The sequence below is a fragment of the Bacteroidota bacterium genome, assembly GCA_030017895.1.
In the GTDB taxonomy this organism is placed as follows: domain Bacteria; phylum Bacteroidota; class Ignavibacteria; order UBA10030; family BY39; genus JASEGV01.
Window position 1 is genome coordinate 1 of sequence record JASEGV010000016.1, and the last position, 20,508, is coordinate 20,508.

Below are 20,508 nucleotides of genomic sequence, written 5' to 3' on the forward strand. Positions count from 1 at the left end.
ATGTTACGCTGTTTCTATCTATCATTTTTACCCACTCACTTCCACGATGAGCCATAAAAATTATGTGCCTGAAGTTGATAAAGAATTATTTACAGCTCTGTTAATGAAAGCTGCCGAGTTACCTTCAGACCAAAGTCTTGAAGTCGTGCAAAAGATTGTAAAAGGCAAAACGGGCGATAAAAGAGAAAGTGTTATTCGAAAGTTTGTTGAAGATTTGTATGGCGACACTGATTTACGAACGAAAGAAAAAGCTGAGAAGCTATTGAAAGAAGATGATGATGATATTCGCGATGATGAATTCGTTGAGTTTGCAATTGCACTCGATAAAGATGACGCTGTGGTTAAAGACAGCTATGCTAAGTATGAAACTCAGGTAGGTTTATTGCGGACGAAGTTAATGGAAGCAGTTATGCAGTGGAAAGGCGGAATATCATATCCCGATGCTAACAGAACATTGCGTTTCACATACGGAACTGTTAAACCGTTACGACCACGCGATGCAGTTAATTTGGATCATGTTACAACGCTCGGAGGCGTGATGGAAAAAGAAACCGGTTCCGAACCGTTTAAAGTTCCCGCTAAACTACGCCAACTTTGGGAAAAGAAAGATTTTGGAATTTACGCCGATAAAAAATCGGGCGATGTTCCTGTGGCTTTCATTTCGAATCTTGATATCACAGGCGGTAATTCGGGTAGTCCAATTTTGAACGGTAGAGGTGAACTTACCGGCTGTGCTTTTGATGGAAACTGGGAAGGGGTAGTCGGCGATTATCATTTCGAGGATGCAATGAACCGCACTATCAGCGTAGATTCAAGGTATATTTTGTTTATTTTAGATAAATTTTCGGATGCACAGAATCTTCTAAATGAAATGCAAATTAAATAACTTGCTATTTAATAACCTTTTTTATAACTTTTGATTGAAATAAAAACAATATGGAGTCGTTGTTATAGATATTTGTTAATAATTATAAAAGTGTAACTAATTAGTTCTGAATAATTTTCTGATACATTATTAAGCAGTATCGGCTAACAACGTGAAAAACTTACATCTAATATTTCAAAATTGGAAGAATTTTTTCTCCAATAAATCAAACATCATTGCAATTTTATTTGCAATAATCGGTTTAGGGATATCTTTCCTGGCATTTTCCCAATCGGCAAATTCGACATCCGGAAATTTATTCCTCTCCCCTACAATCTCTGATACAACCGACACGATCGAAGATGAACCCGAAGAAGAAATCGACGAGGAAGACCACAGAGAAGTTCCGCCGCAAGACCCGAACATCAACACCAGAACCCACGGAGAAATTTTCAAAGATTCTTCTCAAACAGCCGAATGGGTCGATTCAACAACTTATGTTTTTATTGATTCCACATCACGAGTTGAACACTTTTTACATAAGCGAAACGAATTAGTTTGCGCCAACCCGTTTGTAAAAAATCCACATCCACTATATTTAGAAAATCGCAGCACCGCATATCAACTTACTGTTGCTTTGGATAGCACCGGACGTTTCGTAGATGTAACCGAAAAGATATACGATAAAGATGTAAAAATTCCGATTCGACTCACGTTGGAAGATTATATACAACAACGATTAGAATTTGACCGGTATAAATCGTGGGAAGCATTAGCTAAAGTATATGTTTCGGAACAGAAAGAAGTAGGTTTAAGTGAATTTTTTGGTTCTATTACAAATATCGAAATTCCAATGCCTGCAGTAGGATTTCTTAGTATATTCGGACCGCCCAAAATCAATTTACGAATCAGCGGTGCCGTTGATATCAAAGCTGGATTCCGAAGCCAGAAATCGGACCAAACTTCACTATCTGAACGCGATCAGGTTCGTAACGAGCCGAACTTCAATCAAGAAGTTCAGATAAATGTGAACGGCACGATCGGTGATAAACTAAATATACTTGCCGATTGGAATACCCAACGTACATTTGAGTATGAAAATCAATTGAAGTTAAAATATACCGGTTATGAAGACGAGATAATACAAAGCATTGAAGCCGGCAACGTCTCGTTACAAACCGGCGGCTCTTATATTGGTAGCAGCCAGGCGCTATTCGGAATCAAAGGGAGATTCCAGTTAGGTCCCCTATCGTTGCAAACAGTAGTATCGCAGAAAAAAGGGCAGACAAAAGAGTTGACTGCTTCAGGGGGCGCTCAGGAAAAAACTTTTGAGATTCGGGCTTTTCAATATTCCACAAATCATTATTTTTTCGATACTGTTTACCGGAATATTTTCGAGACACTCTTTGCTTCTCTCGATAACCAATTGCCATTTACGATGCTGCAATATCAAATTGTGGAAATTGAGGTTTGGAAAACCAGACAAGGGGGTATTTTTCAAGCTGGTCAAAAAGAAGGAGTTGCTTTAATCGACTTGCCGCCAATTTATCCGAATCAAACATATCCTGACTCACTCAGAGAGTTTAGCGCCAGATCGGGAAGGATTGAGCGCGGAACCTGGATTAAGCTTCAACCTAATGAATATAAATACAATCCGCAGGCAGGTTATATTTCTATATCTACAAGTTTACAAAACGATCAAGCTTTGGCTGTTGCATTCAGAACTCAAGGTGCAACCGGCTCCCTTGATGACGATATGATTTTTGGAGAATTTGCTGGTTCAGATACTTCAAGCCGAGCTATGATTCTCAAACTAATCCGACCAAAATATTTGAATCCAAGCGACAAACCTGCTTGGGACTTAATGCTGAAAAATATTTATTCATTAGGTGGATCGAATTTGAAAAAAGAAGGATTCGAGCTGAAAATATATCGGGAATCAGGCGGACAAGCCGATATCGACGAGCTATACGGTACCCCATTACTCCAAATATTGAAACTCGACAGATTAGGTGATAATAATTCTCAGCAGCCCGATGGCTTGATCGATTTTAATAACCGTACTGTAGATCAGGCGCGTGCAGAAATAATTTTCCCGTCGCTTGAACCATTCCGAAAATCAATACGTGAATTTTTAATCTCCAAAAACGAATCCGATGCGGTTATCGATTCTTTAATCTTCCCCGAAATCTACGATACACTCACTTATGTAGCCCAGCAAAGTAGGGGTAATCGTTACGTCCTCAAAGGAAAGTCCTCTACTGGCGGTCAGAGCAAGTATAGTCTTGGTTTCAATATAGTAGAAGGAAGTGTCCAAGTTCTGCTCGATGGTTCTCCCCTATCACCGAATGTTGATTATACTGTTGACTATATGATTGGCGAAGTTATTATCAGGAGTGCACGCGCGTTAGTACCGGGTGCAAATCTCCAAATTAAATACGAACAGAACGACCTCTTCCAACTTGCTTCAAAAACTTTAATAGGTTTGCGCGGCGAAATGGACCCGCTCCCTAATACTAAGTTAGGTTTCACATGGATGAATTTGAATCAGGAAACTCTCAGCGACAAAGTCCGTTTGAACGAAGAACCTACTAACAATTCAATATTCGGCGTCGATGCTATGACATCTTTAGACTTGGGCTTTTTAACTACCGCAATCGATGCCTTACCGTTCATTAAAACTAAGGAGATGTCGAGTATTAAAATTGCAGGCGAAGCCGCGTATATGCTGCCCGATCCTAACACGAAGAAGAGTTCGATTGCAAGCGATAAAGGTTCGGGTATTGCGTTCATTGACGACTTTGAAGGAGCGCGTAGAACTATTCCACTCGGAGTTGGGTATTCAACCTGGAGACTATCAAGTCCTCCCGGTTACACTCCATTAGGAAATATTCCAGACTCAATAAAAACTTATTCAAAAGGAAAGCTCAGTTGGTACAACCGGCTGCCAAGCAACGTATTCATTAACGATATTTGGCCCAATAAAAGCGTGCGGCGCGGTCAAGAGCAAGTTACAGTACTTAATTTAGATTACTTCCCAAAAGAACGCGGACCATTTAACTATTCATTAGATATCGAATCGACATTGCTTTCTGAACCAAATAAAAATTGGGCGGGCTTAATGAAATTTTTAGGCGGCACCGGATCGAATATTATTGAACAGAATATTAATTATATCGAACTGTGGATTAAAGCTGAAAATATGCCCGGCAGCGCCGCTGCGAATTTACAACGAGGGAGGTTATACTTAAACATCGGAAAAGTTAGCGAAGATGTAATCCCCAATAAGAAGCTGAACAGCGAAGATCTAGTAAAAACTGTTAATCCCAATGGCGTTCTCAACGAAGGTGAAGACGTTGGTTTAGATATGCTCACAGATGCTGAAGAAAGAATTGCTTACGCTGCATTAGTAAATAAGTATCCCGAACTCTCTTCCGATCCGAGTGGTGATAATTGGGCTTTTTCAACAGGCGGCATAGACTTCAGCCACATAAACGGAACAGAACGCAGCGCCTCAAGCCCTGAAGGTAGATTTCCCGACACCGAAGATTTGAATACTAACGGCTCGGTTGACCTCATAGATAGTTATTTGGAGTATGAAGTTCCACTCGATACGGTTTATATCGACTCGCTCGGATTCGAAAGACAAAACGAATTTATTGTCGGCGGTGGTTCTCTCGGTTGGCATCAAATAAGAATACCACTCACTAATTTCACACGTAAAATCGCATCAGGTGCTGAGAGTTCCACCGACATTTTACAAAACGTTCAATTCGTCAGGATGTGGGTTTCAGGATTCGATCAACCGGTCCGTATCAGAATTGCAGATATTAGCTTAACCGGGAATCAATGGCAGGAGGTGAATAGAACTGATTCTGTCCTCAAAGTATCTGTTGTAAACATCGAAGATAATCCCGAGTATGAAAGACCTCCCGGCGTAATCCGTGAGCGTGATAGAACACAACCCGATCAGGAAATTTTCGGGAACGAACAATCGCTCAACATACAGATCAGAGGGTTGGTTGATGGTCAATCACGTGAAGCATTTAAATATTATGCCTACAAACCCTTGGATGTTTTTAATTACCGGACAATGAAAATGTTCGTTCACGGTGAAAGAACTTTTGATTTCAGAGGACTTGACGAATATGATGCCGATGTTTATCTTCGTTTTGGTTTCGACTCGTTAAATTACTACGAGTACCGCGCCCCGCTCCATCAAGGTTGGGATCCGCAGAATAACGAAATTGTAATTAAATTTTCTGATTTAACATCTATCAAAGAAGGAAGAGATTCGATACGTGGACGTTCTACACCAGTACCCGTTCCCGGTGGTCCTCCCGGCTCTTACTATGTTGTGCGTGGTAATCCCGCTTTAACAAATATCAGATACATTTGGGTTGGAGTTGAAAATCCAGTTGATAAAGGAAAAGCGATTGTATCCGGCGATATTTGGTTTAACGAATTGCGTGTTTCCGATGTAGATGATACACCGGGCTGGGCTTACCGCTTCGATACTCAACTTAAAATAGCCGACTTCGGAAATGCTACGTTCAATTACTCGAAAATGGATCCATACTTCCACGGATTGGATCTGCGGTTTGGTTCAAGAACTAACTCGGTAAACTGGGCAGCGAGTGCAAATTTTGCGCTCGAACGGTTTTTGCCTTCAAGCTGGCAAGGAACTTCGCTGCCGTTCAGCTATTCACATACCGAAAATATTGTGAACCCACAGTATTTTCCAAATACCGATATACGTGTCGATCAAGCTGCTGAACGTGTCCGACAATCTTTGCTGAATGAAGGACATAGTTCCGAGCAAGCGGACTCGGCAAAAAATTCGATCTTGAACGAAGCCCAAACTTTGCGGATATCAGATTCTTATGCAGTTCCAAATTTACGAATTGTTATTCCATCTTCGGCTTGGTATATCAACGAAACTTTCAACAAGATAGGATGGAAGTTTAATTACACAAAATCGATGGAACGTAATCCAACAATCGCTGAACGTATAAGCTGGGCTTGGAACGGTGGTGGAAATTATGCAGTGGCTATACCGCCTAATTTCTATTTCTCTCCATTCACAAAATTATTTGCGGGCGTTTGGTTGTTAGAAGATTTTAAAGATTATAAAGTATTTTATATTCCGATTGTAAGTTTTAATACCGGGTTCGGTGTTCAACGGGGTCAATCGTATGAAATTGCAAGAGTTCAATCTGTTCAACGTCCTGTTTTCCGTAACTTCAACGCGAGTCGTTCGCTAGCGTTTGGATGGAAACTGACAGAAGGCGGGCTTTCGAGTTTATCGGGCGATTACGCGCTTAATATCGAAAGTTTACTTTTACATTTAGAAACCGATTCGGCAGGTACTCAACGCCGCTTTTCTGATATTCTAAAAGATATTTTCAGAACAAATAAGCTCATCGATTTCGGAAGAGATTCCCGCTATGGACAAAGATTTAGCATCAACACCAAACCCAAACTACCCAACTTATTAGATATCAATAAATATTTAGATTTTACTTTGGGTTATAGTGTAAATTACGGATGGCAAACTAACTTCCAACCGGGCGATATCGGAAAAAGTGCCGGCTGGGATAACAATATTACTTTTTCTTCTAATTTTAAATTAAAAGCTTTAACCGATCCTTGGTTTGCTTTCAAAGATGAACCAGAAACACCTCAGGCAAAATTACCTCCTCCGAGAATTCGAGAACGTGAACGAACTGATGATTCTACTGCAGTAATGGATACAACTGCTGTTGAAGAGCCAGTTGTGCAACCAAAAGGACCCAACAAAATATTCTCACAGCTCAAAACTCTTTCAAAAATTTTCATTAAGTACCCTCTATTGGATTACGAAACAATAAATATATCATTCACTCAAACAAACCGTTCGACTAACTCCGGTGTTCGTGGCAGCACGGGTTTTATGAACTTCTGGGGAATCCCTCCATTCCAAGACCCTAATCCCGAATATGGTCCTTCACGTTTATATCAATTAGGCATCGTTGCCGACCCAAGCGGAAAACTTGAATTTGAGCGAACTACAGGTTTCCCGTTTGTTAAATTCAATGTGATAAAAGGATTGCGCGCACCCAACGCTCAGTTACCTGATCAGTTTACACACACGAACAGAATTTCGCTACGAACAAGCAGACCGTTGTGGGAAGGCGCCTCTTTGGATTTAACCTGGAATTTGTCGTGGGCTTTCAATAAATCAATCACACTTGGTACTGATGCCGAAGGTGTGCCTTCAATCAGCTCAATGGCAATTTCCGGAAATGTTGATCGCTCCTTCTTTACTTTGCCACCCGTTCTTCTCTTTAAGATGTTAAAAAGTAATTTAGAAGAAGTCGGTAAAAAATATAACTCCCGCAGAATTGATATCACTGATAAAGCATCGGACGATGTTAAACTTGCAGAATCATTCGAAGAAGGGATGGAAGCCCTGCCATTATTACGGAAAGTATTGGGTCCACTTGTGCCCCGTGCAAACTATTCATTCCGTTGGGATGGTTTAGAAAAAACTTTAGGAATCGGCGATTATATCGACCGCCTTTCTTTCGATCACGTGTACACATCGAACTTTGCAAAACAATGGCGTGGAAATCCCGCAGGAGGTATCCGAACCGAAGGCGAACGAATTGGATATGGTTTTGCACCCCTCATCGGCTTGAATGCAACGATGAAACAATTGCTAAAAGGAAATGTTACAACTACTCTGCGGTATAACACTACTTCTTCATACGATTTGAATATAGCTGCCCGGAATATAGCCAGCACTTTAACTCAAGAATTATCATTCTCAATGAATTACAACCGCCGTGGTTTCGAGTTTCCATTTTTCGGACTCTCACTGAGCAACGATATAGATTTGAGTATGAGTTATTCGATGTCGCATAATTCGCGCACCACATACGAGGTAAACCAATTAGAAACTAACCCCGACGGAACTCCTTTAGAAGGGACTACGAGAACAATGTTTGAACCGAGATTAAGATACGTATTAAGTTCGCGCATAACGGCCTCAGTATTTTACCGATATACTAAATTAGCACCCGATGAGGGGGGTTCTTTGATTCCGGGGAACACAACAAATGAGGGTGGATTGGATATAAGAATTGCAATACAATAAAGAAAGAGAATGATGTTAAATAAAGGTAAAATACTTTGGGTAGATGACGAAATCGAGCTTCTGCGTCCGCACATTCTTTTCTTAAAAGAAAAAGGTTATGCGGTTGAAACTGCTACCAACGGCGAAGATGCTGTCGATTTAGTTACTACGAAAACTTTCGACTTGGTTTTTTTAGACGAGATGATGTCCGGGATGGGCGGCTTGCGAACTCTTTCCGAAATCAAAAACATCAGGCCTGAACTGCCGGTTATTATGGTAACTAAAAGCGAAGACGAAGGTTTGATGGAAGATGCCATCGGCAGCAAAATTAACGACTACCTGACCAAGCCGGTTAATCCAAGTCAGATTCTTTTAGCTTGTAAAAAGTTTTTAGAAGGCAAGAAGATTACCGGCGAACATGTTTCGCGCGATTACATTAAAGAGTTTAACGAAATATCAGTTTCATTGTTATCGAACCCCGACGCAAATGATTGGATAGAAATTTATAACAAACTCGTAGGATGGTCATCCGATCTCGATCAACATCCGGAATTAGGTTTAAAAGATACATTTCACGACCAATTCCGCTCCTGCAACGTTGAATTCTCGAAATTCATCGAAAAAAATTACAGGCATTGGCTTGAAAGTTCGGATAGACCACCACTTTCGGTTGACGTTGTCGAACGGTTTTTAATCCCCGAATTGCAGGAGGGAAAATCGGTTTTCTTTTTTGTGATAGACTGTCTGCGGCTAGACCAATGGTTAGGTATGGAAGTTATCCTGCGCGACCTTTATAATATTAAAAAACAGTTTTATTATTCCATCCTCCCTACTGCTACACCTTATTCACGAAATGCAATTTTCAGCGGTGCATGGCCCAACGATATCGAACGCCGTTTCCCGGAAATCTGGGAACAATGGGAAGATGACGACCACAGCCGCAATAAAAACGAGCTGCAGTTCCTCTTAAATTTATTGGGACGACGTAAAATCAATCTCAAACCAGAACCCAAATACATAAAAATAATCGACCCTGAGTTTGGAAAGAACATTGAACAAAATATCCTATCCTTTACACACAATAAACTAACATCTATCGTGTTTAATTTTGTGGATATGCTTGCACACGGCAGGTCCGATTCGCAATTGTTAAAAGAAATTGCCCCCGATGAATCAGCATATCGTTCGCTCACGCAATCGTGGTTTGCTCATTCTTCCTTGTTGAGTATGTTCCGTACACTTGCTACACAAAAGAATATTAAAGTAATTGTTACAACCGACCACGGAAGTATCCGCTGTATGCGCGGCGCCAAAGTAATAGCCGACCGTCAAGCTGCCACAAATTTACGTTACAAATTTGGCAGGAATCTTAAAGTCGATGATAAACATGCTATCTTCATAAAAAATCCAAACGACTACCGGCTTCCCAACCGAGGTGTTACGGTTAATTATATCATCGCAAAAGAAGATTATTATTTTGTTTATCCCACCGATTATCATAAATATCTTGCCCAGTATCGTGATAGTTTTCAGCATGGTGGAATTTCATTAGAAGAAATGATTCTACCGGTTATTGTCCTCGAACCAAAGCTCTAATTTATTTTGATGAACTGCTACATCACTCAAAGCGAACAAGAAACAATTAAACTGGGATCGGAATTTGCAAAAACCAAATTGAAAGCGGGCGATGTCGTAGCCCTTTTCGGCGATTTGGGCAGCGGTAAAACACGGTTCGTTCAAGGTATTTGCAAAGGTTTTGGAATTACTGAACACGTCTCAAGCCCTTCATTTACAATTATGAACGAATATAACACAGGTTCACTAAAAATTTACCATTTCGATTTTTATAGGGTAAAGTCCACCGATGAAATTGTAGATATCGGTTTTGATGATTATATTAATACTGACGGAATTTGCGTCATCGAATGGGCTGATCGTGTAACCGGCTTGCTTGGCAGCAGGTTCGAAGTACACTTTTCACTCGGCGATGCTGAAAATATACGTGATATAAAAATTGTTCAATTAAATACCTGATAGCTGATGAAAGTGCTTGGCATTGAAACGGCAACGCTTGTGTGTGCTGCCGCTGTTGTTGAAAATGGAAATATAATTTCGGAAAAATCTTTTACTGAACCGAACATACACTCTGAAAAAATTATAAGTGTGATAGACGAAGTACTGAATACTGCCGGTAGCTTCGATGCGATTGCAATTTCGATAGGACCAGGTTCGTTCACCGGCTTAAGAATCGGTGTGAGTACGGCAAAAGGTTTGGCATACTCAACTGGGAAACCAATGGTTGCAGTTTCAACGCTCGAAGCTCTTGTATTTAACATAATATCCAATCGAGTTTCAGATGAGAATGAAATTGTAGCCGCCTTGATTGATGCTCGTCGCGATGAATTTTATACCGGACTGTATAATATCCGGGATAACGAAATTGATGTAATCCTAAAACCGCAAGCCCTTCGTTTTAACGAGCTACTATCTAAATTGCCTCTCACAAAAGTAGCTTTCGTTGGCGATGGAGTTCAAAAATTTAGACAGTTAATTGAGACGCACAACTATGGTTCTGAAAATTTGAAATTTTATCCGGATGGTATTAACTTTTGCAGAGCCTCGTCGGTTGCTTTTGTAGGCGAAAAATTGTTAAAATCGGGTGTAACCGAAAACATTGCTGAACTTGAACCTGTTTATATCAAAGATTTTCAAACATTGGTTAAAATATTATAAAGGAAAATTTTATGGCTTGGTTTAGAAGATCGAAAGACAGTATTGATGCTGCAACGAAGAAAAAAGATGTCCCCGACGGTTTGTGGCTGAAATGCGAAAGTTGCAGCGAAATAATTCACCGCACTCTGCTTGAGCAACAGTTTTTTACCTGCCCTAAATGCAATCTACATTTTCGTATTGGAAGTAAAGAATATTTTTCAATCCTCCTCGATGAAAAAACATTCAAGGAGAGCGATGCAAAAATGCGGTCGAAAGACTTACTTGGTTTCGTGGATACAAAACCGTATAAATCAAGAATTAAAGATATGATCGCCAAATCCGGTTTAAACGATGCTGTTCGTACCGGAATCGGCAAAATTAACGGAATCGAAGTTGGTATTGCGGTTATGGACTTTAGCTTTATCGGAGGGAGTATGGGTTCTGTCGTGGGCGAAAAAATCGCACGCATTACCGAGAAAGCACGCAAATCAAAAATCCCGTTAATCATTGTTTCGGCAAGCGGCGGTGCACGGATGATGGAAGGGGCGTTCTCGTTAATGCAGCTTGCAAAAACGAATGCACGCCTCGCTCAACTTTCGGATGCCGGAATACCTTTCATATCGGTAATTACCGACCCAACCACCGGCGGCGTAACCGCTTCATTCTCGATGATGGGCGATATTAATATTGCTGAACCCGGTGCTCTAATCGGTTTTGCCGGTCCGCGTGTAATCAGGCAAACTATCGGTAGAGACTTGCCAGCAGGTTTTCAACGCTCCGAGTTCCAACTTGAACACGGTTTCGTTGACCTCGTTATCCATCGGAAAGATTTGAAGGATAACATCACAAAACTTTTACGGATGATGTATTAATGCATATAATTACTTCAGTTTCAGAAATGCAGCATTATTCGGATAAAACCCGGATAAACGGAAATAAAATAGCGGTCGTTCCTACGATGGGATATTTGCACGAAGGACATCTTTCCTTAATTCGTCTCGCTAAACAACATTGCGATGTAGTGATTACAACAATTTTTGTCAATCCTGCCCAATTTTCTCCCGGAGAAGATTTTGAAAAATATCCGCGTGATTTGAACAGGGATATTTCAATGTGCACATCGGCAGGATGCGATGTAGTATTTGCACCCGATGTTGCCGCAATGTACAATCATAATTTCCTTACTTTTGTTTCGGTCGATAATATTACGAATAAACTTGAAGGCACATCCAGACCAACACACTTCAAAGGTGTAACCACTGTTGTTGCGAAACTATTCAACATCACTAAACCTCACGTCGCTGTATTCGGACAGAAAGACGCACAGCAGGCAGCAGTAATAAAAATAATGGTGAAGGATTTGAATTTTGATATTCAGTTAATCGTCGGACAAACTATTCGTGAGGCAGATGGACTGGCGATGAGTTCAAGAAATATTTATCTGACAAATGGCGAAAGAAAGGATGCATCAGTTCTCTATAAATCTCTGAAACTTGCTGAAGAAGAAATTATTAACGGTGTAAATTCAGTTGAAATAATTAAAGCCAAAATGATAGATTTAATTTTATCGAAACCGAATTTCATAATTGATTACATTTCTTTCAACGATGCCGATACTCTTGAAGAATTAGGCGCCATCGCCGAAACACCGGTTTTAGTTTCGTTAGCTGCCCGCATAGGTAAAGTTCGATTAATTGATAATTTAGTAACTGAAGTTACGCAAAAGAGTCATTCTGAACGAAGTGAAGAATCTGAAACCTCAAATTCAGGCTATTTTTAGATGTTTCGCTTCGCTCAACATGACAAAAAGTCAATTCTGCGTAACTTCAGTTAGTAATTGAGAAATGAGTAATAAAAAAAAATTAGCAGTAATAATAATGGCTGCCGGCAAAGGCACTCGTATGAAAAATCCTGATATTGCAAAAGTAATGTACGAAGTTGCCGGTCAACCTATGATTGCACATGTAGTCGATCTCAGTAATAAACTTCAACCGTCCCGAATTTTAGTTATTGTCGGCTGGCAGCGAAATTCTGTTGTCGATTATTTTATGGCTACAGAAAATAATATCGAGTTCGTTGACCAACTACAACAGTTAGGCACAGGTCATGCAATAATGCAAACCGAAAGTTATCTCGCTAACTTCGAGGGCGACGTTCTAATTTTATCGGGAGATGTACCATTGCTAACGAAACAAACTCTTGATGGACTTTTGAAGCATCACAACGAAAGCTTTGCATCTGCAACAATCGTTAGCGCTGAAATTTCAAATCCAACCGGCTACGGAAGAATTATTAGAAGCAAGGATGGTTCGGTTATCAAAATTGTAGAACAAAAAGATGCAACAGCCAATGAATTGGCAGTGCAAGAAATTAATTCCGGAATTTATTTGTTTGATAAAGTGAAGCTATTTGATGCTTTGAAACATCTCAAGCCGACAAATGCGCAAGGCGAATATTATCTGACCGATGTTTTTGAAAATTTTTGGAAAAACGGCTGGAAAGTTTCGGCTTTAAAAACTCCCGATTCCATTGAAATTATGGGAATAAACGACTTAAATCAACTCGAAGAAGCACGAAAATTATTTGACTCGAGAAAAACTATTCAACGAAGTTGAAATTATTAAGTAAATTCTTTATACTTATGTTAGAATTTTTAAGGAAACTGATATGAAAAAATCATTTTACATAATCGCCATACTATTGAGCGCTGTATTTGCATTCGATGCCAACGGTCAATACAAAAATCAACGTCCCGAACAAACGAGTGTAGTAAACTCTTTATACAGACCTGCACCAAGTATTTCGGGGATGCTTAGTTGGTTCAATGCTGAAAACTTTCAAATGAATCATAATTTTTCAATGCAATATATTTCAGGCAGCGGCTCCGGTTTATCATTAGCATCATACACAAACAGTATGTTTTATCAAATCTCAAATTCGCTTGATACACGTTTGGACGTGAGTTTGATTGGCTCCCCTTTCGGGCAGTATAGCAAGCAGGATAATTTCAACCGGGTTTTGATAAGCAGAGCCGAGCTGAATTACAGACCATCGGAAAACTTCCGCATTCAGCTTCAGTATCGTCAGCTTCCGATAAGTTACTACGGCTACTATATGCCGCATCACTGGTACACTCCGCCATTCAACTTCGAAGACTAATTATAGGATTTATTTGAAATTAAAACCGAACGATAAAAAGAATCGGTCAAAGTTATTTCTGACCTGGACTCTAAACTTAACTATTTTTCTGCTTTTTATAATAGTCGCATATCTTTTCTATGCTTTTCTTTTTCAACAAATCCCAACGACCGTAAACAACCAACCAACATTAATTGACACTTCGCGACAAATAATACAAGTCGAGATTTTAAACGGAAGTGGTGGTAAAGGGATCGCTGCCAAGTTTACAAATTATCTGAGAACAAAAGGGATTGATGTTGTCGATACACGAAATTATAGAAGTTCGGACATCGAAGAAACTTTTGTTATCGATCGTATTGGCAATCTTCAAAATGCAGCTCAGGTTGCTAATGCTCTCGGAGTATCAGAAACAAAAATTATTCAACAAGTCAATACCGATTACTTCATTGCAGTTACTGTAGTAATCGGAAAAGATTATCACAAATTAAAACCAATGATGTAACAAGGAGAACAGTTGACACCAAAAATTTTAGCTAAAATAATTGCAAACCTTACTCTCACAAAAAAAGCTCACGGCGTAATTATCATGGACTTAAAAAAAATAACCGATATAACTGATTACTTCGTTTTATGTTCAGCCGATTCCGACACCCAAGTTAAAGCGATAGCTGATGCCGTTATTGATGGTACAGACGAAATCGGCATGCCTGCCTGGAGAACTGAAGGGCTAACTCAACGACAATGGATAATTATCGATTTTATTGATGTTGTGGTGCATGTTTTTTTAAACGAAGCCCGGCACTTTTATAATTTAGAAAAACTTTGGGGCGATGCAAAAATAGAAACAGTCGTAGATAAACCACCAGCACCGAAACCTAAAACTACTAAAACTACAAAGAAAAAAATTGAAAGAAAATCTAAAAAATAAAATATTAGATGCGGTAAAATTTTTTATTCCGGATTTTAACGGCGACGCCGTTTCAAGTCGCCTCGTTATCGAAAAACCACGACTTGCCGAACACGGTGATTTAACAACGAATATCGCAATGATTTCAGCGAAACAAGTCCGAAAAAATCCCCGACAATTTGCACAAGAATTAATCGAAAAATTTGAGCTTGACCCATATTATTTTGCTAAAGTAGAAATTGCCGGTCCGGGATTTATTAACTTCATGCTTACAAACAATTATTTTTATGAACGGCTTGGAACCATCGTCAAAGAAAAGTCAAATTTTGGGAAACTAAATGTTGGCGACCGGAAGAAAACTCAAATCGAATTTGTAAGCGCCAACCCTACCGGTCCGCTCACTGTAGGACATGGCAGAGGCGCCGTCCTCGGTGATACGATCGCTAATCTGTTAGAATGGAACGGCTACGATGTAACGCGTGAATATTACTTTAACAATGCAGGCAGACAGATGCGTCTCCTCGGCGATTCCGTCCGTTTAAGATATCTTGAGCTGACAGGCGAAGATGTTGACTTCCCGGTAGATTATTATCAGGGTGAGTATATAAAAGATATTGCTCAACATCTCGTAGATGAATTTGGCGTTTCGTTAAAAGAAAATCAAGACGAAAATATTTTTAAACAACGTGCCGAAGATGAAATTTTTGATGATATTAAAAAAACCTTGAGACGTTTGAAAATTGAATTCGAGGTTTTCTTCAACGAGAAATCACTATATGACAACGGCAGTATCGATAGCATTGTAAATGAGTTTCGCCAAAAAGATTTAGCTTACGATAAAGACGGGGCTGTCTGGTTTAAAGCATCGCAATTAGGAGGCGACACCGATAAGGTAATAATTAAAAGCACGGGCGAACCTACTTACCGGCTCCCCGATATTGCATACCATCGGAATAAATTTCAACGCGGCTTTGAACTGATTATAGATTTATTAGGCGCCGACCACGTTGCCACTTATCCCGATGTAGTCGCAGGTTTAAAAGCTCTCGGCTACGACGAGAGAAAAGTAAAAGTTTTGATACATCAATTCGTTACGATTGTTCAGAATGGTGAAATCGTGAAAATGTCCACCCGCAAAGCTAACTTCATCACACTCGACGAATTGATTGACGAGGTAGGCGCCGACGTTGTGAGATACTTCTTCATTATGCGAAGTATGGACAGCCACTTAAACTTCGATTTGAAATTAGCAAAAACTCAATCGGATGAGAACCCGGTCTATTATCTTCAGTATGCACATGCACGAATCGCAAGCATAATCCGCTATGCCGAAAGCGAAGGAGTTGACGTTTCGGAAAAACCTGAATTTGATTTATTAACTCAACCCGAAGAAATAAATTTGATTAGGCAGCTTGAGCAATTTCCGGATTTTGTTGAATCCTGCGCTGCAAACTACGATCCTCACCGACTTGCCGAATATCTGCACGAAACAGCCGGCTTCTTCCACAAATTTTATCATCAACATCGCGTTGTTACCGACGACAAGCAGATGACCGCAGCACGAATTGCACTTTGCCTTGCAACAAAAATTGTTCTGAAAAACTGTTTCGATATTTTAGGAATAACAGCTCCCGAAAAAATGTAACATCCCTTTATGAATTTTTATCTTCATTTAATTCTAATTTTATTAGTTACAATTAATTCTTGCAGCAGTCCTCAATTGGCACAAGTTAAAATATCATTAAACGGTGAATGGCTTTTTTCAGCCGACTCACAGAAAATCGGAATTCAGCAAAAGTGGTTTGTACCTGAATTCGACCGCTCGGATTGGGAAAAAGTTCAAACGCCTGCCTTCTGGGAAGAATATCCATCGCTTGCAAATTACGACGGATGGGGCTGGTATGCAAAAAAATTCTTTCTCGAAAAAATATCCGAACCTGTAAGTTTACACTTAGCCGGTGTAGATGATGATGCGGTGGTTTGGATTAATGGTATCGAAATTGGCAGCCACACAGGTTATAGTGATCCCTTTGCGCTTGATTTGAAAAATGCGTTACTCGAAGGTGAGAATTTTATTGTTGTACAAGTTTTAGATTACGGTGGTGGCGGCGGAATTTATAAACCCATCACACTTATTGATACAAAGTATCTCGACGAGTTACTAAAGAGTGAATATTTTGGAAAACAGGCGGTGCAGAGCGCCGACTGGGTTAGAGATGCTGTAATTTATTCCGTGTATCTGCGTTCGTTCTCAAAGGAAGGAAATTTTGCGGGATTAGAAAAACGAATACCTGAATTAAAAGATTTGGGAGCTACAGTTTTATGGATGATGCCGATACATCCTGTCGGAATTACCAAACGCAAAGGCAGGTTGGGCAGCCCTTACTCTATTCAAGATTATTATTCTGTCAATCCGGAATTTGGTAAGCTTGACGATTTTAAAAAACTTCTGAGAACCGTTCATGATAACAATATGAAGTTGATTATTGATTTGGTAGCTAATCATACTTCGTGGGACAGTAAACTCATAAAAGAACACCCTGAGTGGTTTAATAAAGATAACAGAGGAAATATTATTGCGCCGAATAGCGACTGGAGCGATGTAGCAGACCTTGATTATTCAAAACCTGAGCTGCGTAAGTATATGATTAAAATGATGAAGTGGTGGGTGGACGACGTAGGCATTGACGGTTTTCGCTGCGATGTATCGGAACTTGTTCCAACAGATTTTTGGGAAACAGCCCGCGATGAATTAAACAAGATTAAACCGGTGATGATGCTCTCTGAAGGGTCAATACCTGAACATCACATGAAGGCATTCGATATAACATACTCATGGAATGTGTATGATGCGTTAGAACCGTTATTAAAAGGTAAAAGACCTGTTGAATTATTGGATCAGATTTTTCAGAACGAATTTTACCAATTCCCTACCGGCTCGTTGAGATTGCGATTCAATACAAATCACGATAAAAATGCCTGGGACGCACCGACGATCGAGAAGTTCGGTTTGGAAGGTTTAAAATTATCGATTGTCTTGATTAATACGATTCCCGGTATTCCGATGATTTACACAGGCGAAGAAGTAGCAAACGACAAACGGTTGGATTTATTCGATAAAGTTGATGTTGACTGGAATCGTTCGAACGAGATTGGTGAGTTATATAAAAAACTATTCAACCTGCGGCATACAAACCGAGCATTAACTTTAGGGAGTATAGTTCGTGTCTCGAATACGAACAAAAAATCGGTGTATGCTTTTTTCAGAATCTATGAAAACGAGATGGTTCTTGTTATACTTAATTTTTCTAATGCAAAGGCGGATGTAGAATTAACTATCTCGGAAACAGCATTCAAATCAAAAGAAAAATTTAAAATGCAAGAGTTATTTACGGATGACCAAATAGAGATCAGTAAAACAGGGCATCGGATATTTTTAAACCCGTTTGATTACAAGGTTTTTGTGAAGAAATAACAACGAACCCCGACATGTTTAGATCGGGCCTTGCGTTTTCTTACTCGACCTCGGGAGTTGGTCGTGTAAGTGTATTTTTTAAGGAGTTATTATGAAACAGTCTGTTTCTAATACTACTAATATGATGCCGTTACATTCAAAAAGATTCATTCAATAAAAGTGCCTTTTCATATATCATTTCGCCCATTCTGACGATTTAATATCTCGTATAACTTTATTCACATACCTCTTGAGTAATTATTTTTAGAAATTTGTAGAATTTTCAGTTTTGTTTTGAAGACAAATTTTCTTAAAATTCAAATAATCAGATTAATAATTTTTAAAGGTCTTATAATGGAACGAAGCTTCACAATTTTACTATTCATACTTGCATTCACGATATCTGCCGTGGCACAACAAACAGGATTGCTGGCGCCTGCCGATAATTTAGTCGTCGATGGAATTCCACCAATTCCCCTCTCGGTTGTAGAGGAAGTTGGTAGATACACAGAATTTCGCTCAGCCGGATTTTTAAGCTGGCATCCTACAAAATTAGAGATGCTCATCACAACTCGTTTTGCCGAGACGCTGCAAATCCACTGGGTGAAATTTCCCGGCGGAGCCCGCACTCAAATGACCTTCTTCCCCGAACAAGTTGGAGCCGCTTCTTTCAATCCCAAATCATCCGAGTATTTTGTTTTTAACAAAGATATCGGAGGCGGCGAGTGGTTCCAAAATTATCGGTTCGATATTCAGACAGGCAGCATCACCCTGCTGACTGATGGCAAATCGAAAAATACTTTCGGAGTTTGGTCAGAGGATGGAAAGAAGATGACCTACACTTCGACACGCAGAAACGGAAAAGATGTAGATATTTACACTATCGAACTAGCTAATCCAAGCAGCGATAAACTTTTAGCCGAAGTCTCGGGAGGTGGTTGGGAAGTTCTCGACTGGTCGCCCGATGCAAAAAAAATTTTAGTCCGCGAAGGTGTTTCTATTAACGAAAGCTATCTCTATTTGTTCGATTCGATAACAGGTGAAAAAGAATTAATTACACAAAAAAAGGAAGGTGAACAAGTTGCTTACAGCAGCGCTAAGTTCGGTAAGGATGGCAAAGGAATTTTTCTAACAACCGATTTGAACTCCGAATTTTTCAGATTAGCTTATTACGATTTGACTTCCAAGAAATATAAATTTTTAACAGAGCATATTAAGTGGGATGTGGATGAATTTGAACAATCTCCCGACGGGAAACAAATTGCTTTCGTAACTAATGAAGATGGAAGCGGAGGACTACACCTGATGGATGTTAAAACCGGGAAAGAATTGAAGCTGCCCAAAATTCCGGCTGGTGTTATTTCAGGAATCAAATGGCATAATGACGGCGTGAACATCGGATTCAGTTTAAGCTCTGCACGTTCTTCCACCGATGCTTACTCGATAAATACAAAAGCCGGAAAATTGGAACGCTGGACTTTCAGCGAGACAGGCGGAGTTAATGTTGAAAAATTTGCCGAGCCAAAATTGATTCACTGGAAGTCTTTCGACGGGAAAATGATTTCAGGTTTTCTTTACAATCCTCCCGAAAAATTTAGAGGCAAGAGACCCGTAATTATTGATATACACGGTGGACCTGAGTCGCAGTTCCGTCCCACTTTCCTTGGTCGATATAATTATTATCTCAACGAACTCGGTATCGCATTAGTTTTTCCAAACATCCGCGGCTCAGCGGGTTATGGTAAAACATTTTTGAAATTAGACAACGGATATTTACGCGAAGATTCATATAAAGATATCGATGCACTTTTTGATTGGATTAAATCGCAATCAACTTTAGACGCCGACAGAATTATGATTACAGGCGGAAGTTACGGCGGGCACATGACACTCGCGATTGCAACTTATTATCCGGAAAAATTCCGTTGTGCTGTTGATATAGTCGGCATCTCTCACTTTGTTACTTTCCTCGAAAATACAGAAAGTTATAGGAAGGATTTGCGGCGTGTTGAATACGGCGACGAACGCGACCCAAAGATGCGCGAGTTTATGGAAAAAATAGCACCTTTAAATAACGCCCATAAAATTAAAAAGCCGTTGTTTATTATACAGGGTAAAAACGACCCGCGCGTTCCTGCAAGCGAAGCTGAACAAATGGTTGCTACTTTGAAAAAGAACAACACTCCCGCTTGGTATCTGCTTGCAAAAGATGAGGGACATGGATTCAGCAAGAAGAAGAACCGCGACTTCCAGCTCTACTCGACAATTATGTTTATAAAAGAGTTTCTATTAAAGTGATGGCGGATGGAAAA

The 20,508-nt window shown here is 39.9% G+C and carries 14 protein-coding genes; all 14 read left to right on the forward strand.

All coding sequences use genetic code 11. The annotated features are described in order from the left end of the window. Window positions 1–886: S46 family peptidase (locus QME58_04515; GenBank protein ID MDI6803094.1), on the forward strand; the 886-nt coding region annotated here is incomplete at its 5' end. A 151-nt stretch (window positions 887–1,037) separates the two neighbouring features. Beyond that, window positions 1,038–8,003 carry a cell surface protein SprA gene (gene sprA / locus QME58_04520; GenBank protein MDI6803095.1) on the forward strand — a complete coding sequence of 2,322 codons (6,966 nt, stop codon included), beginning with the start codon at window positions 1,038–1,040 and terminating at the stop codon, window positions 8,001–8,003. Between the two features lie 12 nt (window positions 8,004–8,015). Next, on the forward strand, window positions 8,016–9,578 hold the full coding sequence (locus QME58_04525) for a response regulator (protein ID MDI6803096.1): 1,563 nt from the start codon (window positions 8,016–8,018) through the stop codon (window positions 9,576–9,578). 9 nt (window positions 9,579–9,587) lie between these two features. After that, entirely contained in the window at window positions 9,588–10,016 is a 429-nt protein-coding gene (gene tsaE / locus QME58_04530; protein ID MDI6803097.1) for a tRNA (adenosine(37)-N6)-threonylcarbamoyltransferase complex ATPase subunit type 1 TsaE, read from the forward strand. Window positions 10,017–10,022: 6 nt separating this feature from the next. Further along, window positions 10,023–10,715 (forward strand): tRNA (adenosine(37)-N6)-threonylcarbamoyltransferase complex dimerization subunit type 1 TsaB, encoded by a 693-nt coding sequence (gene tsaB, locus QME58_04535; protein MDI6803098.1) that lies wholly within the window; start codon window positions 10,023–10,025, stop codon window positions 10,713–10,715. Between the two features lie 11 nt (window positions 10,716–10,726). Further along, window positions 10,727–11,566 carry an acetyl-CoA carboxylase, carboxyltransferase subunit beta gene (gene accD, locus QME58_04540; protein ID MDI6803099.1) on the forward strand — a complete coding sequence of 280 codons (840 nt, stop codon included), beginning with the start codon at window positions 10,727–10,729 and terminating at the stop codon, window positions 11,564–11,566. After that, complete coding sequence (gene panC, locus QME58_04545) at window positions 11,566–12,474, forward strand: pantoate--beta-alanine ligase (protein MDI6803100.1); 909 nt, start codon at window positions 11,566–11,568, stop codon at window positions 12,472–12,474. The genes accD and panC overlap by 1 nt, the downstream gene beginning before the upstream one ends. A gap of 64 nt (window positions 12,475–12,538) precedes the next feature. Then, on the forward strand, window positions 12,539–13,309 hold the full coding sequence (locus QME58_04550) for a sugar phosphate nucleotidyltransferase (protein MDI6803101.1): 771 nt from the start codon (window positions 12,539–12,541) through the stop codon (window positions 13,307–13,309). A gap of 52 nt (window positions 13,310–13,361) precedes the next feature. Continuing rightward, a complete protein-coding gene (locus QME58_04555; protein MDI6803102.1) occupies window positions 13,362–13,853 on the forward strand; it encodes a hypothetical protein in 492 nt (163 codons plus the stop codon). A 13-nt stretch (window positions 13,854–13,866) separates the two neighbouring features. Continuing rightward, window positions 13,867–14,337: a LytR C-terminal domain-containing protein gene (locus QME58_04560; GenBank protein ID MDI6803103.1), complete on the forward strand. Its 471-nt coding sequence runs from the start codon at window positions 13,867–13,869 to the stop codon at window positions 14,335–14,337. Between the two features lie 12 nt (window positions 14,338–14,349). Beyond that, complete coding sequence (rsfS, locus tag QME58_04565) at window positions 14,350–14,763, forward strand: ribosome silencing factor (protein ID MDI6803104.1); 414 nt, start codon at window positions 14,350–14,352, stop codon at window positions 14,761–14,763. Continuing rightward, window positions 14,741–16,387, forward strand: a complete 1,647-nt coding sequence (argS, locus tag QME58_04570; GenBank protein MDI6803105.1) for an arginine--tRNA ligase — start codon at window positions 14,741–14,743, stop codon at window positions 16,385–16,387. The genes rsfS and argS overlap by 23 nt, the downstream gene beginning before the upstream one ends. A 9-nt stretch (window positions 16,388–16,396) precedes the next feature. After that, on the forward strand, window positions 16,397–18,217 hold the full coding sequence (locus QME58_04575) for an alpha-amylase family glycosyl hydrolase (protein MDI6803106.1): 1,821 nt from the start codon (window positions 16,397–16,399) through the stop codon (window positions 18,215–18,217). A gap of 333 nt (window positions 18,218–18,550) precedes the next feature. After that, complete coding sequence (locus QME58_04580) at window positions 18,551–20,494, forward strand: S9 family peptidase (protein MDI6803107.1); 1,944 nt, start codon at window positions 18,551–18,553, stop codon at window positions 20,492–20,494. Window positions 20,495–20,508: the final 14 nt, after the last annotated feature.